The sequence below is a fragment of the Acidovorax sp. 69 genome (assembly GCF_002797445.1).
Classification (GTDB): Bacteria; Pseudomonadota; Gammaproteobacteria; order Burkholderiales; family Burkholderiaceae_C; genus Acidovorax.
The window spans coordinates 332,228-356,623 of the sequence record NZ_PGEP01000001.1 but is presented as its reverse complement, the minus strand read 5'-3'; the positions used below and the strand labels follow the sequence as shown (position 1 = coordinate 356,623).

General features: G+C 62.5%; 27 protein-coding genes. 15 read left to right on the top strand and 12 right to left on the bottom strand.

Annotation, left to right across the window (positions count from 1 at the left end; translation table 11 throughout):
• The first annotated feature begins 5 nt into the window (after window positions 1–5).
• The 8 genes from CLU85_RS01670 to CLU85_RS01635 are packed head-to-tail and all read left to right on the top strand — an operon-like array spanning window position 6 to window position 7,033.
• Complete coding sequence (locus CLU85_RS01670) at window positions 6–1,325, top strand: NAD(P)/FAD-dependent oxidoreductase (RefSeq protein ID WP_100408768.1); 1,320 nt, start codon at window positions 6–8, stop codon at window positions 1,323–1,325.
• Window positions 1,322–2,119: a DUF1365 domain-containing protein gene (locus CLU85_RS01665; protein ID WP_100408767.1), complete on the top strand. Its 798-nt coding sequence runs from the start codon at window positions 1,322–1,324 to the stop codon at window positions 2,117–2,119. Before CLU85_RS01670 ends, CLU85_RS01665 begins: the two co-directional genes overlap by 4 nt.
• 23 nt (window positions 2,120–2,142) lie before the next feature.
• Window positions 2,143–3,366: a cyclopropane-fatty-acyl-phospholipid synthase family protein gene (locus CLU85_RS01660; protein WP_100412320.1), complete on the top strand. Its 1,224-nt coding sequence runs from the start codon at window positions 2,143–2,145 to the stop codon at window positions 3,364–3,366.
• 8 nt (window positions 3,367–3,374) lie between these two features.
• Complete coding sequence (locus CLU85_RS01655) at window positions 3,375–3,944, top strand: chalcone isomerase family protein (RefSeq protein ID WP_232727695.1); 570 nt, start codon at window positions 3,375–3,377, stop codon at window positions 3,942–3,944.
• Window positions 3,941–5,248, top strand: a complete 1,308-nt coding sequence (locus tag CLU85_RS01650; RefSeq protein ID WP_100408766.1) for an MFS transporter — start codon at window positions 3,941–3,943, stop codon at window positions 5,246–5,248. The genes CLU85_RS01655 and CLU85_RS01650 overlap by 4 nt, the downstream gene beginning before the upstream one ends.
• Window positions 5,245–5,787 carry a DUF3833 domain-containing protein gene (locus CLU85_RS01645; protein ID WP_100408765.1) on the top strand — a complete coding sequence of 181 codons (543 nt, stop codon included), beginning with the start codon at window positions 5,245–5,247 and terminating at the stop codon, window positions 5,785–5,787. Before CLU85_RS01650 ends, CLU85_RS01645 begins: the two co-directional genes overlap by 4 nt.
• The gene (locus CLU85_RS01640; RefSeq protein ID WP_100408764.1) at window positions 5,784–6,566 is read left to right on the top strand and encodes an SDR family oxidoreductase; all 783 of its coding nucleotides are present in this window, start codon (window positions 5,784–5,786) and stop codon (window positions 6,564–6,566) included. Before CLU85_RS01645 ends, CLU85_RS01640 begins: the two co-directional genes overlap by 4 nt.
• An 11-nt stretch (window positions 6,567–6,577) precedes the next feature.
• Window positions 6,578–7,033, top strand: coding sequence for a nuclear transport factor 2 family protein (locus tag CLU85_RS01635; protein WP_100408763.1), 456 nt, complete (start codon window positions 6,578–6,580; stop codon window positions 7,031–7,033).
• Between the two features lie 22 nt (window positions 7,034–7,055).
• Here the strand turns inward: CLU85_RS01635 and CLU85_RS01630 are convergent, their stop codons facing one another.
• From CLU85_RS01630 to CLU85_RS01595, 8 genes are all read right to left on the bottom strand, one after another.
• A complete protein-coding gene (locus tag CLU85_RS01630; RefSeq protein WP_100408762.1) occupies window positions 7,056–7,961 on the bottom strand; it encodes a sugar phosphate isomerase/epimerase in 906 nt (301 codons plus the stop codon).
• Between the two features lie 15 nt (window positions 7,962–7,976).
• Window positions 7,977–8,876 carry a 4-hydroxyphenylpyruvate dioxygenase gene (locus CLU85_RS01625; RefSeq protein WP_100408761.1) on the bottom strand — a complete coding sequence of 300 codons (900 nt, stop codon included), beginning with the start codon at window positions 8,874–8,876 and terminating at the stop codon, window positions 7,977–7,979.
• 34 nt (window positions 8,877–8,910) lie between these two features.
• On the bottom strand, window positions 8,911–9,822 hold the full coding sequence (locus tag CLU85_RS01620) for a shikimate dehydrogenase (RefSeq protein WP_100408760.1): 912 nt from the start codon (window positions 9,820–9,822) through the stop codon (window positions 8,911–8,913).
• Between the two features lie 71 nt (window positions 9,823–9,893).
• Window positions 9,894–10,898 carry a TRAP transporter substrate-binding protein gene (locus CLU85_RS01615; protein ID WP_100408759.1) on the bottom strand — a complete coding sequence of 335 codons (1,005 nt, stop codon included), beginning with the start codon at window positions 10,896–10,898 and terminating at the stop codon, window positions 9,894–9,896.
• 56 nt (window positions 10,899–10,954) lie between these two features.
• Window positions 10,955–12,235 carry a TRAP transporter large permease subunit gene (locus CLU85_RS01610; RefSeq protein ID WP_100408758.1) on the bottom strand — a complete coding sequence of 427 codons (1,281 nt, stop codon included), beginning with the start codon at window positions 12,233–12,235 and terminating at the stop codon, window positions 10,955–10,957.
• Between the two features lie 59 nt (window positions 12,236–12,294).
• Window positions 12,295–12,885, bottom strand: a complete 591-nt coding sequence (locus CLU85_RS01605; protein WP_100408757.1) for a TRAP transporter small permease — start codon at window positions 12,883–12,885, stop codon at window positions 12,295–12,297.
• A 187-nt stretch (window positions 12,886–13,072) separates the two neighbouring features.
• Window positions 13,073–13,789, bottom strand: coding sequence for a TetR/AcrR family transcriptional regulator (locus CLU85_RS01600; RefSeq protein WP_100408756.1), 717 nt, complete (start codon window positions 13,787–13,789; stop codon window positions 13,073–13,075).
• 85 nt (window positions 13,790–13,874) lie between these two features.
• Window positions 13,875–14,489, bottom strand: a complete 615-nt coding sequence (locus tag CLU85_RS01595) for a glutathione S-transferase N-terminal domain-containing protein (RefSeq protein ID WP_100408755.1) — start codon at window positions 14,487–14,489, stop codon at window positions 13,875–13,877.
• Between the two features lie 106 nt (window positions 14,490–14,595).
• On the opposite strand from CLU85_RS01595, the gene purB reads away from it, so the two are divergent.
• From purB to CLU85_RS01580, 3 genes are all read left to right on the top strand, one after another.
• Window positions 14,596–15,975: an adenylosuccinate lyase gene (gene purB / locus CLU85_RS01590; RefSeq protein ID WP_100408754.1), complete on the top strand. Its 1,380-nt coding sequence runs from the start codon at window positions 14,596–14,598 to the stop codon at window positions 15,973–15,975.
• 95 nt (window positions 15,976–16,070) lie between these two features.
• The gene (locus CLU85_RS01585; RefSeq protein ID WP_157803903.1) at window positions 16,071–17,720 is read left to right on the top strand and encodes a glycosyltransferase family 39 protein; all 1,650 of its coding nucleotides are present in this window, start codon (window positions 16,071–16,073) and stop codon (window positions 17,718–17,720) included.
• A gap of 2 nt (window positions 17,721–17,722) precedes the next feature.
• Window positions 17,723–18,283, top strand: a complete 561-nt coding sequence (locus CLU85_RS01580; protein WP_100408752.1) for a YaeQ family protein — start codon at window positions 17,723–17,725, stop codon at window positions 18,281–18,283.
• Between the two features lie 82 nt (window positions 18,284–18,365).
• On the opposite strand, the gene CLU85_RS01575 is transcribed toward CLU85_RS01580, so the two are convergent.
• Window positions 18,366–18,671, bottom strand: a complete 306-nt coding sequence (locus CLU85_RS01575; RefSeq protein WP_100408751.1) for a hypothetical protein — start codon at window positions 18,669–18,671, stop codon at window positions 18,366–18,368.
• A 72-nt stretch (window positions 18,672–18,743) separates the two neighbouring features.
• On the bottom strand, window positions 18,744–19,187 hold the full coding sequence (locus tag CLU85_RS01570; RefSeq protein WP_100408750.1) for a DUF3717 domain-containing protein: 444 nt from the start codon (window positions 19,185–19,187) through the stop codon (window positions 18,744–18,746).
• A gap of 502 nt (window positions 19,188–19,689) precedes the next feature.
• Between CLU85_RS01570 and CLU85_RS01565 the strand changes: the two genes are divergently transcribed.
• From CLU85_RS01565 to CLU85_RS01555, 3 genes are all read left to right on the top strand, one after another.
• Window positions 19,690–20,445 carry a TerC family protein gene (locus CLU85_RS01565; RefSeq protein WP_100408749.1) on the top strand — a complete coding sequence of 252 codons (756 nt, stop codon included), beginning with the start codon at window positions 19,690–19,692 and terminating at the stop codon, window positions 20,443–20,445.
• A gap of 93 nt (window positions 20,446–20,538) precedes the next feature.
• Window positions 20,539–20,997 (top strand): hypothetical protein, encoded by a 459-nt coding sequence (locus CLU85_RS01560; RefSeq protein WP_100408748.1) that lies wholly within the window; start codon window positions 20,539–20,541, stop codon window positions 20,995–20,997.
• Window positions 20,998–21,087: 90 nt separating this feature from the next.
• Window positions 21,088–21,441 (top strand): phage holin family protein, encoded by a 354-nt coding sequence (locus CLU85_RS01555; protein WP_100408747.1) that lies wholly within the window; start codon window positions 21,088–21,090, stop codon window positions 21,439–21,441.
• Here CLU85_RS01555 and CLU85_RS01550 read toward each other — a convergent pair.
• Both CLU85_RS01550 and tfpZ read right to left on the bottom strand, forming a co-directional pair.
• Entirely contained in the window at window positions 21,409–22,938 is a 1,530-nt protein-coding gene (locus tag CLU85_RS01550) for a M48 family metalloprotease (RefSeq protein WP_100408746.1), read from the bottom strand. The two genes, CLU85_RS01555 and CLU85_RS01550, sit on opposite strands and share 33 nt — an antisense overlap.
• Before the next feature lie 11 nt (window positions 22,939–22,949).
• Window positions 22,950–23,708, bottom strand: a complete 759-nt coding sequence (gene tfpZ / locus CLU85_RS01545) for a TfpX/TfpZ family type IV pilin accessory protein (RefSeq protein ID WP_100408745.1) — start codon at window positions 23,706–23,708, stop codon at window positions 22,950–22,952.
• 65 nt (window positions 23,709–23,773) lie between these two features.
• On the opposite strand from tfpZ, the gene moaC reads away from it, so the two are divergent.
• Window positions 23,774–24,262 carry a cyclic pyranopterin monophosphate synthase MoaC gene (moaC, locus tag CLU85_RS01540; RefSeq protein WP_100412318.1) on the top strand — a complete coding sequence of 163 codons (489 nt, stop codon included), beginning with the start codon at window positions 23,774–23,776 and terminating at the stop codon, window positions 24,260–24,262.
• Window positions 24,263–24,396: the final 134 nt, after the last annotated feature.

The window sequence follows — 24,396 nt, the reverse complement described above, 5'->3', positions numbered from 1 at the left end:
CGGTCATGAAAATCGCCATCATCGGCTCCGGCATCTCCGGGCTCTCCGTCGCGCACCAGTTGCGCGACCAGGCGAACATCACACTGTTTGAAGCGGGTGACTACTTTGGTGGCCACACGCACACGGTCGATGTCACGTTGCCGGACGCCTCCGGCGCCGCCGTCACTCACGGCGTGGATACCGGCTTTCTGGTGTTCAACGAGCGCACTTACCCGAACCTGATCCGCCTGCTGGCGGAGCTGGGCGTGGAGACGGCAAAGTCCGACATGTCGTTTTCGGTGAAAGTGCCAGGCGCACTGGGTGGCTCGGGCAGTGCTCGCACGCTGGAGTGGAGCGGCACCAACCTCAGCACCGTGTTTGCCCAGCGGTCCAACCTGGTCAACCCGCGCTTTCTGGGCATGCTGCGTGACCTGCTGCGCTTCAACAAGCTGTGCACGCGCATTGCAGAGAAACAGGCCGAGGCGGCTCTGATGCAGCCGCTGGGCGATTTTTTGCGCGAGCACCGCTTTGGCGATGCTTTCCGCGACTGGTATTTCCTGCCCATGCTGGGCTGCATCTGGAGCTGCCCCACGGACCAGATGCTCAAATTCCCCGTGGCCACCATGATCCGGTTCTGCCACAACCACGGGCTGATTCAGGTGAGTAACCGCCCGCAATGGTGGACGGTGGCCGGTGGTGCGCGCCACTATGTGGACAAGATCGTGGCGGGCATTGCCGACAAGCGCCTGAACACCCCCGTGCGCCGCATCGAACGCGATGCCGCCGGCGTGCGCGTGGTCACCCAGGGTGCGGTGGAGCATTTCGACCAGGTGGTGTTGGCCACCCATTCCGACCAGTCGCTCGCGCTACTGGCCCAGCCCACGACGCAAGAGCGCGCCGTGCTCGGTTCCATCCGCTACCAAGCCAACCGCGCCGTGCTGCACACCGACACCGCGGTGCTGCCTGAACGCCGCGCCGCCTGGGCTGCGTGGAACTACGAACGCGCCCCGCAGCGCAGCCGCGAATCGGCCCGCGTGTGCCTGCACTACCTCATCAACCAACTGCAACCCGTGCCATTTGCCCAGCCCGTGGTGGTGTCGCTCAACCCGGTGCGCGACATCGCGCCCGAACACGTCATCGGCAGCTATGAGTACGCCCACCCGGTGTTCGACATGGCCGCCATCCGTGCGCAGCAGCAGCTGGCCAAGATACAGGGGCGTGAGCACACCTGGTTCTGCGGTGCCTGGACGGGCTACGGGTTCCATGAAGACGGCCTCAAATCAGGCTTGGCCGTGGCGGAGCAATTGCTGGCCGCCATGCCCGCACCTTGGGCGGAGGCTGCGTGAGCCTTACGACCCCGCCGGCTCTGCCGCTCATCGGCTTCGGCCAGGTGCGCCACACGCGGCTGCGGCCCAAAAGGCATGCGTTTGCTTACCCCACGTTCTTCCTGATGCTCCCGATGCGCAGCCTTGCGCAAACGACGGGTATGCAGAGTGCGCTGGCGGTCAACCGGCGCGGCGCCATCAGCTTTCATGACACAGACCATGGTGATGGTCGAAGTGCTGACCAGGGCGGGGCGCTGGCCTGGCTCGACGACCTGCTGCGCACCGAAGGCATTGACGACGCGGTGGGCGAGGTCTGGCTGCACTGCTACCCGCGTGTGCTGGGCCACACCTTCAAGCCCGTGAGCTTCTGGTACTGCCACCGTGCCGATGGCAGCCTGCGCGCCATCGTGGTGGAGGTGAACAACACCTTTGGCGAGCGCCACTGCTACCTGTTGGATGCGCCGCAGTACGGTGTGGAGCAACAGGCGCGCAAGGTGTTCCATGTATCGCCATTTTGCGAAGTGACCGGAGGCTATCGCTTTCGTTTCATGCGCACGGCGGCGGCACCCGCCGATGAAGGTCGCACCGTAGCGCGCATCGACTACGACGACGCCAGCGGCCCACTGATACAGACCAGCGTGAGCGGCACGCTGTTGCACGCCAACGCGCGCACCTTGCGCCAGGCGCTGTGGGGCTACCCCGTCATGACGCTGGCCATCGTGGCCCGCATCCACTGGCACGCGCTGCAGCTGTGGCTCAAGCGCGTGCGTTTCCATCGCAAGCCCGAGGCGCCAGCCTCCATCGTGACCCGTTGACAGCCATGACCAACGAGACCGCCATGAACTCCACCACTGCCACCCGTTCTGCCTTGACCCTGCCTGCAGGCACCCCTGCTGCGGCACGCACAGCGCTCAAGCTACTGCAGCGACTGCAGCACGGCCACCTCACAGTGCAACTGCCCGATGGCACGCTGCAGCATTTCGGGCACGGCAACGGCCCCTCGGCGGCCATCACGCTCAAGAACTGGAACGTGTGCAGCGCAGCGCTCCGGTCGGGCGACATCGGGTTTGCCGAGAGCTACATCGCAGGCGACTGGACCACGCCGCACCTCACCGACCTGCTCAAGCTTTTTGTCGCCAACCGCCAGCAGATCGAAGGCGTGATCTACGGCACCTGGGCCGGGCGGCTGCTGTACCGCGTCAAGCACCTGCTCAACCGCAACACACGCGCCAACAGCCAGAAAAATATCCACGCCCATTACGACCTGGGCAATGCGTTCTACGAACTGTGGCTGGACGACACGATGAACTATTCGTCCGCCTGGTTCGAGGGCGACGCGGGCGGCGACATGCGCACCGCACAGCACGCCAAGGTGCGCCGCGCGCTGCGCATGGCGGGCGTGCAGCCCGGTGCCCGCGTGCTGGAGATTGGCTGCGGCTGGGGCGCGCTGGCCGAGATGGCGACCACCGAGTTTGGTGCGTCCCTCACTGGCGTGACGCTGTCCACCGAGCAACTGGCGTTTGCGCAGAAACGCATGGCGGCCCATGGGGTGGAGAACCAGGCCGACCTGCGCCTGCAGGACTACCGTGACATCGCCGACGGCCCCTATGACGCCATCTGCTCCGTCGAAATGGTCGAGGCTGTGGGCCGCGAATACTGGCCCACCTACTTCCAGTCGGTGAACCGCCTGCTCAAGCCCGGCGGCAAGGCCTGCATCCAGAGCATCGTGATCGACGACAGCCTGTTCGAGCGCTACATCAGCTCCACCGACTTCATCCAGCAGTACATCTTCCCCGGTGGCTGCCTGCCGTGCCCGCGCGAGTTCCGCCGCGAGGCCGAGGCAGCTGGCCTGCGGGTGGTGGACGAGTTCGCTTTTGGCCAGGACTATGCCGAGACCCTCAAACGCTGGCGCGAGCGTTTTCTGGCGCAGCGCACGCAGATCCTGCAGCTGGGGTTCGACCAGCGCTTCATGCACATCTGGGAGTTCTACCTGGCGTATTGCGAGGCGGCGTTTGCGATGAGCAACATTGACCTGGTGCAGTACACGCTGATCAAGGACTGAGGTTTGCTATGAAAAATATAGCTGTTGCCGCAATATTCACTGGCGCATTGGTGGCTTTAGGCCCTCAAACCGCGCTGGCGCAGGTTGCAGAGGCCAGCGCAGCCGCTGCAGCCCCGTTGTCGGGGGCTCGCCTGGTGGGCCAGGGCGTGCTGCGGTTCCTGGGATTTGAGATCTACCGCGCGCGGCTGTGGGTGCAGCCCGGTTTTGATGCCAACAACTACGCGGCGCATCCGCTGGCGCTGGAGCTGACCTACCACCGCGACTTTTCGGGCGAGGCCATCGCCAAGCGCTCTATCGAAGAAATGCGGCGCGTGGGCAGCTTCACGCCACAGCAGGCCGAGCGCTGGCAGCAGGCGCTGCAGTCGGCGTTGCCGAATGTGAAGGCCGGCGACCGCTTGCTGGGCCTGTACCAGCCCGGTGCAGGCGCCATATTCAAGATGGCAGGGCGTGTGGTGGGCGAGGTGCCCGACGCCGAGTTCTCGCGCCTGTTCTTCGGCATCTGGCTGTCGCCCCAGACCTCGGAGCCTCGGCTGCGCCAGGACCTGATCGCCGCCACCCGGCCCCAGGGCCAGCCATGACCTCGACACCGCCCCTGCGTGCGGGTCAAGGCCTGGCCTATGGGCTGCTGGGGCTGCCACTGGCGTTTGTGGCGTTGCCGTTGTATGTGCTGCTGCCCAACCACTACGCACGCGAGTTCGGCATGCCGCTGGCCACGCTGGGCGCAGTGCTGCTGGCGGCACGCTTGTTTGATGCGTTCACCGACCCGCTGTTGGGCCGCCTTGCCGACCAACTGTTTGGCCGCTCTGTGCGACCGGTGCTGGCCGTGGGCGCCGTGTCAGCCGGTGTGCTGGCTTCGGGGCTGAGTGGCTTGTTTTATCCGCCTGTTCGCGGCAGCGATGCACTCGTTGCCTGGGCATTCTTTGCGCTGCTCATCACCTACATCGCCTACAGCCAGCTCAGCATCGCGCACCAGTCCTGGGGCGCGCGTCTGGGGGGCGACGAATTGCAGCGTGGCCGCATCGTGGCGTGGCGCGAAGGGGCTGCGCTGGTGGGCGTGGTGCTGGCCTCCGTGCTGCCCGCACTGCTGGGGCTGCCGGTGATGCTCGGCGTATTCGCCCTCAGCTTGTTGCTGGGCTGGTGGTGCTGGACGCGTGCACCGCGCCCCATGGTGGGGGATGCCGGTGTATACCGCCCGCCCCAGCGCGCCAGCCTGTGGCGGCCCTGGGGGCGCCCCGCATTCCGCCGTCTGCTGACCGTGTTCATGCTCAACGGCATTGCCAGCGCCATCCCGGCCACGCTGGTGCTGTTTTTCATCCAGGACCGCTTGCAGGCCCCGCCCGCGCAGGAGCCCATGTTCCTGGCCGCGTACTTTGTGTGTGCCGCGCTGTCGATTCCGCTGTGGCTGCGTGCCGTAGCACACGGGGGTTTGGCGCGCACCTGGCTGGCGGGCATGTTGCTGGCGATTGCCGTGTTTGTATGGACTGCCTTTCTGGGCGCGGGCGATGTGCTGCCGTTCCTGCTGGTCTGCGCGCTGTCCGGCGCGGCGCTGGGCACGGACCTGGCCCTGCCCAGCGCGCTGCTGGCCGGCGTGATCGCCTCCGAGGGCGACAGTGGACAGCATGAAGGCGCGTACTTCGGCTGGTGGAACTTTGCCACCAAGCTCAACCTGGCGCTGGCTGCGGGCCTGGCGCTGCCGCTGCTGGGCTGGTGGGGCTACACGCCCGGCACACGCAGCGAAGGTGGCCTGCAGACCCTGGGCTTGGCCTACGCGGTGCTGCCCTGCGTGCTCAAGCTGCTGGCTGCGGCTGCACTGTATGTACTCATCCTGCGGCCTGCGCGCGAGCGCGACGCATTCCTGACCTCTCAAGCGACGCCACCATGATGCAACGACGCCTCCTTCTTTCGGCCGCAGTGGCGGCTCCCATGGTCCTGTCCGGCTGTGCCAGCCAAAGCCTGGACGGTTATGCCAACGAAAAGCCGGTGCTCGACCTGGCCCAGTATTTCAACGGCAAGATCGATGCCCACGGCATCTTCCAGGACCGCAGCGGCCAGATCGTCAAACGCTTCACTGTGGTGATGGATTGCCAGTGGAAGGGCAATGAAGGCGTGCTCGATGAAGCCTTCACCTACTCCGACGGCACCACACAGCGCCGCATCTGGCGCCTGACGAAACACGCCGACGGCCGCTACACGGGCGTCGCCGACGACGTGGTGGGCACGGCCAACGGCCAGACGCGCGGCAACGCCTTCCGCTGGAACTACACGCTGGCGCTGCCGGTGGACGGCAAGGTCTACAACGTGGACCTGGACGACTGGATGTACCTCATCGACGATCGCGTGATGCTCAACCGCGCCACCATGAGCAAGTTCGGATTCCGCCTGGGCGAGATCACTTTGTCCTTTACCAAACGCGCGCCATGAGCCTCAACCCCCCCCTGCGCGACTGGCATGGCCGCCGGGCCTGGCTCATCGGGGCCAGCAGTGGCATTGGCCGCGCCACGGCTACTGCGCTGCATGCGCGGGGTGCGCAGGTCATCGTGTCGGCGCGCAGCGGTGATGCGCTCGATGCTTTTGTCGCCCAACACCCCGGCAGCCTGGCGCTGCCCATGGACACGGCGGAGCCTGCACAAGTGCAGGCCGCTGCCACGCAGGTCCTGGCAGGCGGCGCGCCCGACCTGGTGTGCTACTGCGCGGGCTACTACCGCGACATGCGCGCCACCGATTTCGATCTGGCGGTGATGCTGCGCCATGAGCAGATCAACTACAACGGCGTGCTGCATGTGTTGGCTGCCGTGTTGCCCGCCATGCTGGCGGCGGCGCAGGCCGGGCGCCCGGGGCATGTGAGCGTCATCAGCAGTGTGGCGGGCTTTCGCGGCCTTCCCAAAAGCCTGGCCTACGGTCCCACGAAGGCCGCGCTGATCAATCTGGCCGAAGCGCTGTACCTGGATTTACATGACATGGGCATGGGTGTCAGCGTGATCAACCCTGGTTTTGTGGCCACGCCGCTCACCGCGGGCAATGACTTCACGATGCCCGCGCTGATCTCGCCCGAGGCGGCGGCGGCGGCCATTGTGCAAGGCTGGGAACGCGGACATTTCGACATCCATTTCCCCAAGCGTTTCACGCGCGTGATGAAGCTGCTGCGGGTGTTGCCGTACCGGTGGTATTTTCCGGCGGTCCGCCGTTTCACCGGTCTTTGAGATTATTTGCCATGTTGCCCCCGCATCCCCATCCCACCAGCGAAGAAGCCGTCACCCGCATCATCGCGTTCTTTGAAAACCTCTCACCGGCTGACGTGTCAACCATCGGCCAGTTCTACACACCGCAGGCCCGCTTCAAGGACCCTTTCAACGAGGTGCAGGGCGTACCTGCGATCCAGTCCATATTTGCCCACATGTTCGAGGCGCTGGAACAGCCGCGTTTTGTGGTCACCGGCCGGGTGGTGCAGGGCGCACAGTGCTTTTTGACCTGGGACTTCCTGTTCGCGTTCAAGGACTTTCACAAAGGCGTGACGCAGACGGTGCGCGGCGCATCGCACCTGGTGCTCGACGAACAAGGCCTGGTCACGCTGCACCGCGACTATTGGGACGCGGCCGAAGAGTTGTACGAAAAACTGCCCGTGGTCGGCGCACTGATGCGCTGGCTCAAAAAGCGCGCCAACAGTTGATCGGGGCCCGTTGATGCGTTGATCACGCCAAGGTTTTGATGCGCAGGTGCCCCGGCAGCGGCACAGCACGCTGCAGCACACCTTCTGCCAGCCACAGCGCACTGTTCCAGGCCCGCTGCGCCACATAGGGCAACGGCAGCTGCTGGTAGTCGTCGTTGAAGACCTCAAAACTGTAGTCGCCTTCGTAGCCCATGCTGTCGAGCGTGCGCACCAGCTCGGCCAGCGCCTGGCTGTGCACGCCCTCGCCGGGGAACACACGGAAGTGCCGCGCGGTGTCGATGCGCTCTTGCACCGTGCGGGTCTCCTGCCACATGAAATCCGAGAGCTGCACCAGATAGATCTTCTCGGGGTCTACGTCGGCCAGCGCTGCGAGCGGGGTGCTGGTGGCGAACTGGTGATACGAATCGACGGCCAGGCCGAGGTTGGGACAATCGGCCTGCTCCACCGCCGCCCAGGCCTGGTGCACCTCGTTGATGTGCCGCCCCCACGAGAGTCCTTCAAACGCCACGCGAATTCCGTGCGGCAGCGCCAGCAGGGCCAGTTTGCGCAGGTCGCGCGCAATGGCGTCGGCGTCCGCCGTGGCGTGCGACGAGGTGGAGCTGCAGGCCAGTAGCAGCGGCGCACCCAGGTCAAGTGCCATCAGAATCATTTGTTTGGCGATGTCCACCTTGTAGCTGTGCAGGTGGCCCGACAGGCCTTCAAAGTCGCGCAGCACCTGGAAACCCGTCACGCGCAGGCCACTGCTGCGCACGGCGTGCACGGCCGCTTCGATGCCTTGTGGGTGGCCCACGATGTCGCGCGCGGCCAGCATGATCTGGCCAAAACCTGCGGCCTTGACGGCGGCGAGCTTGGCTTCGAGCGGGCCGGCCAGGCTGATGGTGTCCATGCCGAAGTCGGCGACGTTGCGTTGCATGGTGGATGTGCGCATGGGTGTACTCCAGGGTCAGCGGGCGTCCAGCACCAGTTCGAAACTGGGCGAGCCCACGTCGGCGCGCGTGAGGGCGCCGCGTGTGCCGGTGTGCACACCCTGGGGCGATTCGACAAAGTCCACACCCCGCGCGCGCAGCGCGTTCACGGTGGCCATGACATCGGGCGTTCCAAAGGCCACACGCTGCAGCAACTCCTCGGGGTCGGCATCCAATGCATCGACCAGTGGTTCGATCAGCTGCCAGTGCAGCGTGCCACAGGGGCTTGCCAGGATACGGCCGTGCGTGAGCACGCCAAAAGACTGCTCGGGGGACAGCTCTGCAAACCCGAAAAGTTCGCCATAGAAATGGGTCCAGTCCTGCAGGCGACCCAGGCCGATGTACTGCACCACACCAAACAAGTGCAGCCCGGCCAGAGCGGCAGGACGGGGCTCAACAGTGGGGATGGACACAAAGTCCACGTCGTAGATCGAGAACTCCTTGTACCGGTCCACAAAATAGATGCGGCTGGAACCCACTCCGTGAATGGCAGGGATGTTCAGCTCCATGACTTCGACTTCGGTGTGCACGGCCCATGCCCCCAGCTCCAGCACGCGGCGGTAGGCGGCGGCGGCGTTGCCCACGCGGAAGGCGATGGCGGCCAGTACTGGGGTTTCTGTCAGCGCGGGCGGCGCGTGCACGCCGGTGCGTTCGCTGTCCTGGTGCGCGTTGACGATGATGTTCATGTCGCCCTGGCGGTACAGAAGCACCTCGCGCGAGCGGTGGCGCGCCACGGGCTGAAAGCCCATGCGCTCCAGCGCCTGCCCCAGCGCCTGCGGGCGACTGGTGGCGTATTCAATGAACTCGATGCCCTGCAGGCCCAGGGGGTTGGGCATGTCGCCGAGCGCTTCGCGGGTGGCCACCATCGGGGTGCTCATGGGTTCGACTCCTTGTGAACTGCTGTGGGAGAGGTCATTGACGCGTGCTGACCATGCGGCGGAAATGCGCGTCCATGCGGGCTGCGTCAGGGGCCTCGCCGGTGAACAGCTCGAACGCGCCCACCGCCTGGCCCACCGCCATGCCGCCGCCGTCCGACACCTTGCAACCCAGGGCTCGCGCAGCTTGAACCAGCGCGGTATCCAACGGGAAATACACCACTTCAGACACCCACATCTCGGACCGCAGCAGACTCACATCGAGAGGCAGGCCAGGGAGCTTGTCCATGCCTGTGGGCGTAGCGTGGATCAGCCCGGTGGCGCTTGCCATGGCCGATCGGATCTCCCCGGCCTCGGCCTGAGGGCCATAGAGCGCATTCACATCGGCTGCCAGTTGTGCAGCCCGTTCGGGTTGTGCATCCACGATGCTCAGGTGCCGGGCGCCCAGGCGCAGCACGGCGTGGGCAATGGCGGCGCCCGCACCGCCCGCGCCCAGCAGCACCACGCGGCCCAGGTCAGCGTTCGGCAGCGCGCGGGTGAAGCCCCAGGCCCAGCCCGATCCGTCGGTGTTGTGCCCCACCAGCTGGCCATCGCGGATGACGACGGTGTTCACGGCGCCCATGGCACGCGCTTCTTCGGACAGGCTGTCGAGGTACGGGATCACCGCCTGCTTGCAGGGGTAGGTCACATTGCAGCCCGCGTAGCCCATGATGCGCGCTGCCGACAGCAGCGTGGGCAGGTGCTCCGTGGAGGAGGCCGAGCGGTCCAGATCGATGAGCTGGTAGTGCAGGCGCATGCCGTGGTGGCGCGCCTCTTCTTCGTGCAGAGCGGGCGACAGCGACTTCTGGATGCCAGCACCGATCAGCCCGATGAGTACCTTGCGGGGGGAGTTGGAAGACATGGCGGGCGCGGTGGAGGTGACCGGGTAATCAAGGAGCTGTGTGCTCATGGGCGGTATGCGGGATAGACGCGCTGCCGGGGATGGGTCACCGCGCGGCAGCGCAGGGGTGCAGCGGTGGCTTACTTGCCGCCGCGCAGCTTGGCCAGCGTGGAATAGACCTCCTTCACCGTCTCGGTGCCCACCTTTTCGCTGTGCTTTTCGACCACGGGCTTGACCTTGGCGCGCAGCTTGTCGAGTTCGGCGGGCGAGAACTCGGAGACCTGCATGCCGGCCTTCTTGAGGTCGTCGAGCGCCACGGTGGCCTGCACACGCGACACGCCGCGCTGGAAGGTGGTGGCTTCGGCCATGGCGTCGGTCAGGGCCTTCTGGTCGGCAGGGTTGAGGCTGTCCCAGAACTTCTTGCTCACGATCACGGCCTGGGGGTTGTACATGTGGCGCGTCACGGTCAGGTACTTCTGCACCTCGGCAAACTTGGACGACAGGATGGTGGAGAAAGGGTTCTCCTGCCCGTCCACCGCCTTTTGCTCCATGGCGGTGTACAGCTCAGGGAAGGGCATGGGCACGGCGTTGGCGCCCAGTGCATTGAACAGGTCGATGTAGATGGGTGACTGGATCACGCGGATCTTCAGGCCCGCAATGTCTTCCGCCTTGGCAATGGGCTTTTTGCTGTTGGTGAGGTTGCGAAAGCCCAGCTCCCAGTAGCCCAGGCCCACCAGATTCTTGGCCTGCAGCTTGTCGAGCAGTTTCCTGCCAAAAGGACCGTCAGTCACGGCATCGGCCTCTTGTGGGGTGGCGAACAGGAAAGGGAAGTCGTAGACGCCGAATTCCTTGGCCTGGGCCGACAGGATGCCGGCGTTGAGAACGGTCATCTCCACGGTGCCGCCCTGCAGCGCCGATACGGTCTGCAAGTCACCGCCCAGTGAGCCGCCGGGGAACAGCTTGACGGCAATGCGTCCGTTGGTCTTTGCAGCCACCAGGTCGGCAAACTTCTGTGCGCCCTGGGCCTGCGGGTGGTCCTTCTGGTTCTGGAAGGCGAACTTGATGGTGCGCTCCTGGGCGTGCGCGGCAGACAGCAGCGACACGGCAACCATGGCGGTAGCGAGCAGGGTTTTGATCAGCTTCATGGAAATGTCTCCTTGGGTTTTGGGCGGGGCAAATAGGGAACGTGTGCAGCGGCAGATCAGCCACCGAGCCAGCGCAGCGGCGCCGTGACGATGGACGGGAAAAGCACCAGCAGGAACATCACGACGAACTGGGCCAGCATGAAGGGCATGACCCCGCGTGTGACTTGCGACATCGAAATGCGCCCGACCCCCGCGACCACGTTGAGCACCGTGCCCACGGGCGGCGTGATCAGGCCGATGGCGTTGTTGATGATGAACAGCACCCCGAAGTACACCGGGTCGATGCCTGCTGCCTTGACCACCGGCATCAGCACGGGTGTCATGATCAGGATGGTGGGCGTCATGTCCATGGCCGTGCCAACGATCATGACCAGAATCATGATTGCGATCAGCAGCAAGGTTTGGTTGCCCATGAAGGGCTCCAGCATGCCGATGACCTTGGAGGGCAGGTCGGCCACGGTGATGAGCCAGGCGGAAACCATGGCCGCTGCGACCAGAAACATCACAACGGCGCTGGTGCGGGCGGCGGACTGAAAGATGGCGGCCAGCTGGCGCACGCTCAGCTCGCGGTAGATCACCATCGCCACAAACAGCGCATACACCGCCGCCACCACGGCGGCCTCGGTGGGTGTGAAGACACCCATGCGCAGGCCGACCAGAATGATGATGGGCAAGCCCAGTGCCCAGACAGCTTCGCGCAAGGCCAGCTTCAATTCAGCACGTGTGGCGCGCTTTGGGGGGGCAACGTCTTCGCGCCGCACCAGCCACCACCAGGTCATCGCCAGTGCGAGGCCCAGCATGATGCCGGGAACAATGCCAGCGAGAAACAGCTTGCTGATGGACACGTTGGCTGCCACACCAAAGATCACAAAACCAATGGAGGGCGGAATCACCGGGGCAATGATGCCGGCGGAGGCAATGAGGCCGGCCGAACGCTCCTTGTTGTGCCCTGCAGCCACCATCATGGGCAGGAGTAGTGACGCCAGCGCGGCAGCGTCTGCCACGGCCGACCCCGAGACAGCGGCCAGGATCACTGCGGCCATGATGGCCACATAGCCAAGCCCCCCTGGCACATGACCGACCAGCGTGAGCGCCAGTTTCACGATGCGCTTGGACAGGCCACCCACGTTCATGATCTCACCCGCGAGCATGAAAAACGGCACGGCCAGCAGGGGAAAACTGTCGGCGCCGTTGATCACGTTCTGCGCCAGTATCTGTGCGTCGAACAGGTCCAGATGCCACATCAACGCCACGCCGCTGATGAGCAGCGCAAACGCGATGGGAATGCCGATCGCCATGGCGAGCAACAGGGAGCCAAGGAAGATGGTGACGGTCATGGTGGGTTCCGTGCAGGGGTGTTCAGGGACAGGGGATGCCTTGGCTTGGGTGCCGTGGGTCAGTGCTTGGAAGGCACGTCAGCGCCGGAACCAGACACGGTCGATCCGGGGTGGCGATGCTCCAGCGCCGCCATGTCTTCGCTCTCCTGCACCATGACCAATTCGTGTTCTGCCAGCGGCACGAACAAGGTGCGCAGCAGGTCGTACAGCAGGATCGCAATCGCTGACCCGCCCATCAGCACACCGCTGGCGTAGAAGATGCCGACCGACGCGCCGGTGACGGGGGCTTCTGTCTCCCAGTTGATGAGCATCTGGGCCCAACTGCCTGCCAGCAGCAGCCAGGACACGTAGAGCATGGCGATCTGCGCCAAAACCAGGCAAACTTTCTTGCCGGTGGCCGGCAGGCGGGAGATGAAGGCGTCCGTGCCCAGGTGGCCGTGTTCGCGCAAGGCCACTACGGCGCCCATGAAAGTCAGCCATACAAACAGCCAGCGTGAGAGTTCTTCCGACACCGTGATGCCGGAGTTCATGGTGTAGCGCAGCACCACGTTGCCGAACACCAGCAGCACCATGACGGCCAGGCACACACCTCCCAGGATGTCGAGCGCACGGGCGTATCCCCGTAGCAAGCGATCGGCCAGTGCAAGCATGGTGTCTCCAGTCGTTATTGAGTGCCTGGAAGAATTTTGTACGAACTGGTTAGTATTTGATCTAGGTGCAAACCCTGTCAGGCATTCCATGGCAAGGCGCAGCCATGCCAGTGCCCCAATGCGGGCCTTGGGTTTTTGGATGATCCGGGAAGGGGTGTCCGCGCGATGGCGGACCGAGGGTGTTCGGTCAGGGCCGCAGGAAGCGCACGATCATCTCGATGATCGATTCACGGCGTTGCGCCGTGGCGGCGGGGGTATCCAGCGAGCGCTTAAAGATCGCGCCAAAGGTATGGCGGTTGGCCACGTTGAAGAAGCACAGCGCCGAGATCGACATGTGCAGGTCCACCGGGTCCACGTCGGGGCGGAAGACGCCGGCCGCCACGCCGCGCTGGTATACATCACGCACAGCGTGGATGACAGGGATGTTGAGCTCCTGGATGGTGGTGGACTGGCTGATGAACTCCCCCCGGTGCATGTTTTCGTTCATCACGAGGCGGATGAAATCAGGATTGGCCAACTGGTAGTCCACCGTGAAGCCAACCAGCGTACGCAGCGCCTGCTCGGGCGCAAGATCTTCGAGGTGCAGCTCCGATTCGATGCGACGGATGCGCCGGTAAGCATCCTCCAGCACCGCTACATACAAGCCTTCTTTGCTACCAAAATAGTAGTAGATCATGCGCTTGCTGGTACTGGTGAGGGCCGCAATCTCGTCGATGCGCGCACCGGCCAGCCCCTTGTCGGCAAACTCTGCCGTGGCCACCTGCAGGATGTTGGCCATGGTGCGGTCGGGGTCGTTGATACGAACGCGGTCCGCGCCCGGCGTGGCGGCGGCATCGCGTGCTGCGCGTTGTCGCGTGGCACGGGTGTCGGGGGCTTTCGAAGGGTTTTGAACCATCTCGTTCATAAGCGCCCGAGCATACGGCAAGCCCGAGGCGGGGTGGGCCAAAAGCCCTGCGACTGGGCCGAGGTGACCCGGCCCCTGCGACTGTTCAGGACGGCTTGGTATCCGCGAAACTGGGCCGAAGCATCAGTTTGTCGAGCAGCTTGCCCAGGTTGGGGTGCTCACTGCGCCAGGCGATTTCCGGAAAGCGGAACTCCAGCCAGCCCAATGCGCAGCCCACGGCGATATCGGACAGGCTCAGATGGATGCCGCTGCAAAACGGCTTGTCACCCAGGCCCTGGCTCATCGACTTGAGGCCATCGTTCACCTTGCGCAATTGGCGGTCGATCCAGGCCTGGCTGCGTTCACTGTCCTTGCGGTGGGCCCAAGTGGCCTCAAGCCGGGCCAGGATGGCCGCATCCACGACGCCGTCAGCCAGGGCTTCCCAGGTTTTGACCTCGGCGCGTTCACGCCCTTGGGAGGGGATCAGTTTGCCCACCGGCGACAGGGTGTCGAGGTATTCCACGATCACGCGCGAGTCAAAGACGGCTTCGCCGCCCTCCATCACCAGGCAGGGCACCTTGCCCAAGGGGTTGGAGGCCGAGATGTGGGTATCGTCAGCCCAAACGTTGTCTTGCACGAACTGGTAGTCGAGCTTTTTCTCAGCCATCACGATACGTACCTTGCGCACGTAGGGGCTGGTGGTGGCTCCGATCAATTTCATGGTGTGTCTTCCAGTGCGCGGGGTGATCTAAACAATTCGGGTTTGATTCTATCGACAGCAACCCGGCAAGAGGCTGACTGATGCGCGGCGCCTACAATTGCGCGCCATGAGCCTGTCCACCATCACCGCCCTGTCGCCGCTTGACGGCCGTTACGCCACCAAACTTGCCGCCCTGCGCCCGATCATGAGCGAGCACGGCTATATGCACCGCCGGGTGCAGGTGGAGGTGGCCTGGTTCATTGCGCTATCAGATGCAGGCTTTGCCGAATTCAAGCCACTTACCACCGGAGCACGCGCTTACTTGCTGGGGCTGGTCAAGAACTTCTCCGAGGCCGATGCGGCCGCGATCAAGGAGATTGAAAAGACCACCAACCATGACGTGAAGGCGGTCGAATACTGGATCAAGAGCAAATTCGAAGCGCGCCCCGAGCTGGAAAAGGCCTCCGAGTTTGTGCACTTTGCCTGCACCAGCGAAGACATCAACAACACCAGCCACGCGCTGCAACTGCGCTCGGGCCGCGACCAGGTCGTGCTGCCGGGCCTGGACCGCATCGTGCTCAAGCTGCGCGAAATGGCCCACGCCTTTGCGGACGTGCCCATGCTCAGCCGCACCCACGGCCAGACGGCCAGCCCGACCACCGTGGGCAAGGAAATGGCCAACGTAGTGATGCGCCTGCAAACGGCCTGCGACCGCATTGCCGCCGTCAAGATCATGGGCAAGATGAATGGCGCCGTGGGCAACTACAACGCCCACCTGTCCGCCTGGCCTGACTTTGACTGGGAAGCCTTCAGCAAGAAGGTCATTGAAACGCCTGAACCCCTGGGCCTGGGACTCACGTTTCAGCCGTATTCGATCCAGATCGAGCCACACGACTACATGGCCGAGCTGTTCGACGCCGTGGCGCGCGCCAACACCATCCTGATTGATCTGTCGCGCGACATCTGGGGCTACGTGAGCCTGGGCTACTTCAAGCAGCGCCTGAAAGCCGGAGAAATCGGCTCCAGCACCATGCCGCACAAGGTCAACCCCATCGACTTCGAAAACGCCGAAGGCAATCTTGGCTTGGCCAACGCGCTGCTCAAGCACTTGTCCGAAAAGCTGCCGATCAGCCGCTGGCAGCGGGATCTGACGGACAGCACCGTGCTGCGCAACATGGGCGTAGCACTGGGCTATGCCACTCTGGCCTACGCCTCGCTGCTCACCGGCCTGACCAAGCTCGAAATCAACGAAGAAGCACTGGCCGAAGACCTTGATACCTCATGGGAAGTGCTGGCTGAACCCATCCAGACGGTGATGCGACGCTTTGGCGTGCAGGGCGCCTATGAGAAGCTCAAGGAAGTGACCCGTGGAAAGACCGTGACGGCCGAGGCCCTGCACGGCCTGATCCACTCGCTGGAAATCCCCCAGGCCGAAAAAGACCGCCTGCTGGGAATGACGCCGGGCAGCTATGTGGGTAAGGCGGCCGAGTTGGCGCGCCGGGTTTAGTGAGGTATGTCCGCACCTGCGGAGATCAGCGCCAAGACTCGAGGACTCCCATGACAACGCTCATCTCACGAGTGCGCTGGTCGAGGGAGTCCACCATGGCTGCTCTTGTCCTTGTTGCTATTGCCGCTGCTGCTTCTGCTCTGTACGGTCCCTATCTTGGGAATCCGTTTGTCTTTGATGACGGCAATCTTTTTTTCTCATCGCGACTCACAACGGCTGCGATAGAGCCCTGGGAACTGGTGACCCGATCCTTGCCATATTTCACCCTTGGATGGGTACAAACCCAGATTGGGAGCATGGAGGCGCATCGGCTCATAAGCCTGATGCTGCATACGTTGGTTGCTTGGCAGCTCTACCGGTTGCTGAAACAGATGCTCGTTGTAGATTCAACCCCATCAATGCCAGCCGAGCTGGCAGCGAAGCGGGCATCCGTTGTTGCAGCGCTGTTGGCCGTTTTATTTGTGGCGCATCCGGTTGCCGTGTACGCGGCTGGGTATCTGATTCAGCGCACTACGGTGATGGCGACGCTGTTCTCGCTGATCAGCTTGCGGTATTTGCTTACGGCGCTGCAGGAAGGGAGCCTAGTGGCTGCATTGCGCGCAGCGCTCATGTCATCCCTGGCAATGCTGTGCAAAGAGCATTCAGTGACGGTACCGTTTGCCGCAATGTCGCTTGTTCTGCTTCTGGAGCGTATTGATAGACGGACTGTGTCCGTCTGTGCGACATTTCTCTGCGCCAATTTGCCTGCCATCGCGCTGGTGTTCAGCGTTGGAATGGGTTTCGTTGGCCAGCCGTATGAGCCCAGGCTGAGCGATCTCGAAGGAGAAATCCATGGTCTTCCCGCATTCAACAGTGCGGGTGATCGCTGGTTGTTTTCAGCCTTTGTGCAGGCCCAACTCTATTTTTACTATTGGCTGCAGTGGCTTGTACCCTCCACATCGCGTATGTCGGCAGACTTGCGAGTCGATTTTCTGCAACCTTGGACGCATGTTCGCGCGTGGCTGCAACTTGCTATTTTCGTGATCTTGCCGTCGACCGTAGCTGCACTTTCCCTGTGGAAGGGTAAATATCGATTGGTTGCCTTTGGCCTCGTATTCAGTGCCTTGTTGTTTACGGTCGAGTTCAGTCTTGTCCGTTTTCAAGAGCCCTATGTGCTCTATCGAAGCTACGTCTGGGCAATTGGGTATGCCGTGATGGTTGCCGCTCTCGCTCGACACCTTCCATTGCGCTGGCTTGCTGTCCTGTTTTGTATAGCGATGCCCTTTCTATTCGCGCAGTCGCGAGATCGTCTTGAGAGTTTTTCTTCGAGGGGAGCGCTGTGGGAAGATGCTGCTGCGAAATTGCCCAAACCAGAGGTTGCAGGGGCCAGTCGCATCTACTTTAACCGGGGCAATGAGCGTTTTCAGCGAGGCAATGCCGATGGGGCACTCGCAGATATCAGCAAGGCGATTGAGCTGAACCCCAAGAACTCCAGCTATTACGTAGCGCGGGCTACTACGCTCACTCGCACCGGCCACCCCACAGAGGCGCTTGCTGATCTGGATATCGCCGAGCGGATTTCGCCCCATGATGAGCCGCGCATTTGGTTCGAGAGATTCCGCGCGCTCCATGCGCTGCAGCATCCTGCAGCCGAGGATGCATTGCAAAAAGCGGCGCGTCTTGGTAGCTTCTCTGCACGATATTTCATCGAGAAGCGCCGAAGTAAGACAGCAGATGTAGAAGTATTAATGGAAGGAACCCGCTGAGAATGGCGATCAAATCAACGATATTCAAAGCGAACCTCCAGATCGCCGACATTGACCACGGCTACTACGCCGACCACGCGCTCACCTTGGCCCGCCACCCCAGCGAGACCGACGAACGCATGATGATCCGGCTGACTGCGCTGGCCATTCAGGCGCACCAGCTCAATGATCTTTGCAATGGCGATGCCGCACTGGCCTTTGGCGCCGGCCTGTCCGACCCCGATGACCCTGATGCGTCGCTGACGGACTACACGGGGCGCAAGCGCGTGTGGATCGAGGTGGGCCAGCCGGAGGACAAGCCACTCACCAAAGCCTGTAGCAAGGCCGATTCTGTGATCGTGTATTGCTTCAACCACGCCGCTGAGATCTGGTGGAAAGGAATCGAGACCAAGCTCTCTCGGCTCGAAAAATTGCAGGTGTGGCGGATTCCCACCGACGCCTCTCAGGCGCTGGCGCAATTGGCCGAACGCAGCATGCAACTGCAGGCCACGGTGCAGGAAGGGGCCATCACCCTGAGCAGCACGCGGGGCAGCGTGCATGTGGAGCCCGTGCGCTGGAAGTGAGCCGAAATCGGGCTAAAAAGGCCGCTAGCGCATGACACATAAGCGCTAGCCGCTATCAAATCAGGAATTTTGCAACTGATTGTCAGTCGTTTGGCATGAGCGCCCCACACTGCCAACATTGCTCGAATCCCCCTTCCACAGTTTCTCCACATCGGCACATCCAGCGGCGCTGAGGCAGATTCTGAAGTTCATGCAGCAAGGCATGTGCACGGGCAGCATGTTCGTCGTAATCCAACCAAATTTCAGGCAGGCACTGGTCGGGTGGCAAGTGTCCTGCGGCAGCACCGAGATACTGGCGTTGCACGGAGGCTGTCATGCCCGCCTCGCACAGCAGATCCGCCCACAGCGTGGCGATGGCGATGTTCGGGGCTTGAGTCAGGCGCAGCATGGCACCACGATAGCGGTTTGATCGCGTGGCGTACAGGCCTTGGCTTGCAAGAGCCTTCGCGCCGCTGCTGCGCTACCGGCCTCGGGATATTGCGCCCTGCCAAGCCGACACACCCTCCGCCGCCCGCTCTGAATAGCGGTTGAAGCGCCAGGCCGAATGCTCCAAGGTGATGCGTCGCCACACCGTGCGCTTCTCAGCGGGTGTCATGCCTGGCCAAAACTGCACTTCGTCGAATGTGCGCCCGCATCCCTTGCAAAGATCATCGCCCTGGCTGGTGGAGCAGATGGCGATGCAGGGTGTGTCGGGCGTAGTGTCGTACCAGGTCAGCCAAGCGGCCAATGCCTGGGCCGGCAGGTGCTCTTCGTCGACAGTGCTCTTGTGGTGGTAGACCATCAGCGCATAGGCCTCTCCCAGCGCTTCTATCTCGGGCGCCAGAGCGACGCCGTCAGGCGATGGGGCACAGCTGCGCCAGTGGTTGATGGCGGCTTCAATGTCGGTGATGTGAATGGCGGCCATGGAGGGCGTTGACACAAGGGGGCTGGATCATAGCCGCCCTGCCCGAGCGATGTTGCCCGTGTTGTTATTGGGGGTTCGCACGGTTTCCTGGACATACACAGGTGGCGGAGTACGGCCGTAAGCAGTAACCACAACACAGCGGCCCTTGCGCGCTGACGCTGGCGATGTTCCAATCGAAAACTCGAAGGGGAGTAGCTCCCGACTTGTACTGCAGCAAGGCCAGCTTCTGGCATGCACAACAGCACAAGGCATCGGATTCGTCGTCAATACGAAGCATCGCTTCCGGCGTTCCGGGTTCTCGCACATGGCTGTGTGCTGAACTGAGCAAGACCTTTGATGGGCCCTCTGTGGGCTGATCAAGGCCGTCCCTTCGCTTGCCATGTCTCCCTGGAGGCGCAAGAAATCCTTGATCCTCCGACAGCAGGCCCTCTATCCCTGGGATGGACTCGGCGCTACAGTGGCGACGAGATCCTCCTTTCGCGCCACTGATATTGAGGAATTTATGGACTTTTTGGCTTCGCCCGAATTCTGGCTCGCACTCGGCCAGATCATCATCATCGACATCCTGCTGGGTGGCGATAACGCTGTGGTTATAGCGCTGGCGTGCCGCAAGCTGCCACCGGCTCAGCGCACCAAGGGCATCATCTGGGGCACGGCCGGCGCCATTGTGCTGCGCGTGATCCTGATTGCGTTTGCGATGACATTGCTCGCGCTGCCCTTCCTCAAGTTTGTGGGTGCGGTGCTGCTCGTGTGGATTGGCGTCAAGCTGCTGGCCCCGGATGAGGATGGCCATGGCGATGTGCAGGGCAGCGACAAGCTGCTGGCCGCCATCAAGACCATCATCGTGGCCGACCTGGTGATGAGCGTGGACAACGTGATCGCCATTGCAGGTGCCGCGCAGAATGCCGGTGAGCACCAGTTCCTGCTGGTCGTGCTCGGCCTGCTGATCTCGATCCCGATCATCGTCTGGGGCAGCCAACTGGTCATCAAGCTCATGGAACGCTTCCCCATGATCATCACGCTGGGCGGCATGCTGTTGGGCTGGATTGCAGGTGGCATGCTGGTGACCGACCCCGTACTGGCCAACCACGACAAATGGCTGTGGATGCTGAAAATGCCGCTCGACAGCACCACCGGTGAAGTCACCGACATGATCAAGTATGGCGCCAGCGTGGCGGGCGCACTGCTGGTGTTGCTGGCTGGAAAGATCATTCTGGCGCGCCGTGCCGGGACGGAATCGGCGGCAGCGGGTCACTAACCCTCTCGTCGATCGGATTGCACAATCAAAGGTAGAAGCGCAAGGGGCCCCGGGCCTCTTGCAGCAAGTTTCCGTCGTTCATCTGGAGGTGGTATGGATAGAGTCATCGTGTACGTGGACGACGCAGCGTATGCCCAACAGGTGCTTGCGCCCTTGTTTGCCCGGGATACTGCCGTGCAGACCCAATGGGTGCTGGTGGCTTGTGCTCCCCGCATGACCCATCGCATCAGCAAGTGGGTGAGCCACAGCGCGCGCGAGAACTGGCGCACCAAGTGGGCCGATAAACTGTTTGCCCAGATCCTGCCCGCCCTGCGGACGCCTAAGAGCAGTGTGACCACGGTCGTGGCAAAGGGCCCGCTGCTTGAACTGACCGAGCAACTGCAGGCAGGACAACCTTCATGCGCCCAGGTGGTGGATGCTCGCCGACCAAAGTCGGACACGCCTGAAGAGCTAAATCAGACAGGCGGACGCTGGTCATCACCCCGGCCCGGAACGCTGTTGGGCAGTCTGCTGACAGGCTTTGGTGCTTTATGGGTGCTGGCACTAGAGTGATCTGGTAGTCACCCTGCCTGTTGCAGATTTTTTACGGAAAGGGCCTTGGGGCCCTTTTTATTTGCGGCGGGCCGGTGCTATTCTGCGGCTATGAAACTGCTTCTCAAATGGCTGCTCAGCGCCGCAGCACTGCTGTTCGTGGCCTACATCTACAGCGGGGTTGAGGTAAAGAGCTTTACCTCGGCGTTGATCGCTGCCTTCGTGATCGGGCTGTTCAATGCGGTGCTACGGCCAGTGCTGGTGGTGCTGACACTGCCGGTCACCATCGTCACCGTGGGGCTGTTCCTGTTTGTGATCAATGCGCTCATGTTCTGGGCAGCGGCCAGTGTGCTGGACGGTTTTCACGTCACGGGCTTTGGTGCCGCCCTGCTCGGATCGCTCATATATTCGGTGCTGGGCGTACTGATCGAATCAGCGCTCGGCGGCCTGTTCACGAAGGAGTGACTCCATGGCGCGCAACCGGGTGTCGATGATGGAGGCCTCTATGTGATCCCCTGCTGTGCCGTCGCGGCGCGCCATGTCCTGGCCCGCTTTGAACCGGTCCACCGCTGCGGCGTAGTCGTAACGCGCCGCGTGCGCTTCGGCTTCGGCACGCACTGCCCGCAGGCCTTGCCCTTGGGCCTGCCATACAGAAGCCAGAAGTTGCCATGCAGTAGCATCCTTGGGGTGGTTAGCCACCCAGGTTTGCAACGCCTCCGAGCCCTCGCTTGCCCGACCCGCCTTCAGCAAGGCCTGGGTATGCAGTACCAACGCGGGCCTGCGGGAGCTGCCATCGGACATGGGCATCGCTGTTATCGCGGCGATGGCATCGCCCGCAGCCAGCTCAATCTCGGCGTTCAACAACTGCACCAGTCGCGAAGCCACCAGGTCCGAGCGGACCAGATCCTCCAGTTTTTTGGCGGCAGCGCGTGCTCCGGTTGCGTCGCGTAATTGACTGCTGCCGAGGGCGGCCGCGTACAGCGCCGCAGCCCGTCGAAAGACCGGTTGGCTGGCGAATCCGGGGCCTCCCGGTTCGGCTATCCACTGGCGCAAGGTGTCCACACCTGGGTTAGAGAGCACCCTGGCCCGCGCTGCCACCATGGCGTGTTCAAAAGTGGAGGGCACTCCTGCCGGGGTCGCCCTCCCAGGCGGTATGCGCGCCTGCATATCTGCCATGCGTTCGGTAGTCAACGGATGGCTGCGCAGATACGGCCATGAACCATTGTCATTGAGTCGATTGGCCTGTTGCAACTTGTCAAACATGCTCACAAAGCCGTTGGGGGAAAACCCGGCAGGGGCCATCAACCCGTAGCCGACACGATCAGCCTCACGCTCCATGTCGCGTGAAAAGTTCAGTTGGTTTTGCATGACCAATGCCTGGCCGCCAACCACCAAGGCCTGGGTGGCGCCGGGATTCTTGCTGGCTGCCAGGGCACCCAACACCATGGCGCCCAGCAAAAGCGGGGTTTGCTTGCTCTGTTGTGTGATCAAGCGCGATATGTGACGCTGGGTCACATGACTCAACTCGTGCGCCAGCACAGAGGCGAGTTCATCACGCGAGGTGACAACACCAATCAGGCCCAGATGGACTCCCAGGTAGCCACCAGGCAAGGCAAAGGCGTTCACGGTACGGTCGCGCCCGAGCAAAATTTCCCATGCGAAACGCTCGTCCAGCTCGGGGGCTAGCTCGCCACGGGCCCTGGCGGCCGCCAGCAGAGGTCGCCATATGCCCTGCAGGTAGTCAGCGACCACCGGGTCATCAATGTAGTCAGGGTCCCGGTAGAGCTCGCGAATGATGCGGTCGCCCAGACGACGTTCGGCACTGGTGGTCAGATCGCTTCCATCGCCCAGGGTGGGGAGTGCGGTTTGCGCATTGGCTGATACACCGCAGGTGAGCAAATTCGCTCCCAAAATGATGGCAAGCAGTGCTCGTGGTAAGGGCGCTAGGCCTCCGTGGCGCATGAGAACCTGTGTCAGAAAGGGTCGATGGGAAGAAATCCCAAAGGTTCTGCCGTGGTCGCATCCAGTAACACGGTCCACGCGTTGTCACGCCCCACCAGTGGCAGATAGCGTAACTGGGCCACTGGCTTACCGGTGTTTTCAATGGTGCGATCAATCAATACAGTCTGGCTAGCAAACCTCGTAAGCAGGTCGGACGCGGGCTTGGACTCCTTGAGGATGTCTGTAGTGCTGTTGGCATAGGGCTGCCAAAGGTCGCTTCGGGCAGAGAGCGAAGGGCCGCCGATAGCAGCCATCGTGGCGTCAAACTCCTCCGCAGCGTCCTTAAAAGGCCTCAGCGCAATGGTTGTGGGACCAGTGACAGGAAGTTTTTGCAGCGCTGCCGGTGCTTTGGCCAGCAGGTCAGTATCAATATCGATGGCATGGACCACGCTCATGCGGCTGTACTCAAAGACCAGGTGTACAGGGCGGGCAACGAACACGGTCCATAAGCCGTAGCTGAGCGCGGCCACCTGCAGCAAGCCCACGACGGTGAAATCCATCACCAACTCGCGCCGGGGCTTGGCGCGGTTGAAGATGATCAACGTAATCAGGGGCCCCATGATGACGTCCACACCGGCCACCAACATAAAGAGTGAGCGCCCGCCCGATATTTCGCGGTAGGGATACGGATACCACAATCCAAAAACGAGCGCCGCAGCCAAAGCCGCAATGCAAAGGCTGATGCCCAGGTGAATGCTACCGGCGCGCAAGCGCCCTTTCCAGTTCTGCATGGTCTTATGATGCCTTTGTCTGATGAATGTTCATGAGCGATTGCCGCCAACCGTGTTTTTACCGCATGTCCGCACTTACCCACTTTGATGCCCAAGGCCAGGCCCACATGGTCGATGTGGCTGCAAAACCCGCCACCCACCGTATCGCCATTGCCAGCGGGCGCATTGAGATGCAGCCAGAAACGCTGGCGTTGATTGAGGCAGGAACCGCCAAAAAGGGCGATGTACTGGGTATCGCACGCATTGCCGGCATTCAGGCCGCCAAAAAAACCAGCGACCTGATTCCGCTGTGCCACCCTATTGCATTGACCCGTGTTGCTATTGAATTTGAAGCTGCCAGCGCACGCCAATCAAGCGCCATCGGTATATTTTGCACCGCAACCGTAGAAACGGTGGGGCCCACTGGCGTCGAGATGGAGGCCCTCACCGCTGTGCAGATCGCACTGCTCACCATATACGACATGTGCAAGGCCGTGGATCGGGGGATGTCCATCCATGGCGTGCACGTTGCGGAAAAACATGGTGGCAAGTCGGGGAGCTATGTCGGACTTTGAGGGTCACCGGCAGCAAACATAATGTGACCGAAAATTCAGCGCCGCTCGTTCTGGTAAACAAGGGCTGTGACCTGCACCGGCTGTTTCATGAGAGCAAGCAGCGACGCTCACGGTCAAATTTCTCGGGTCGCCAG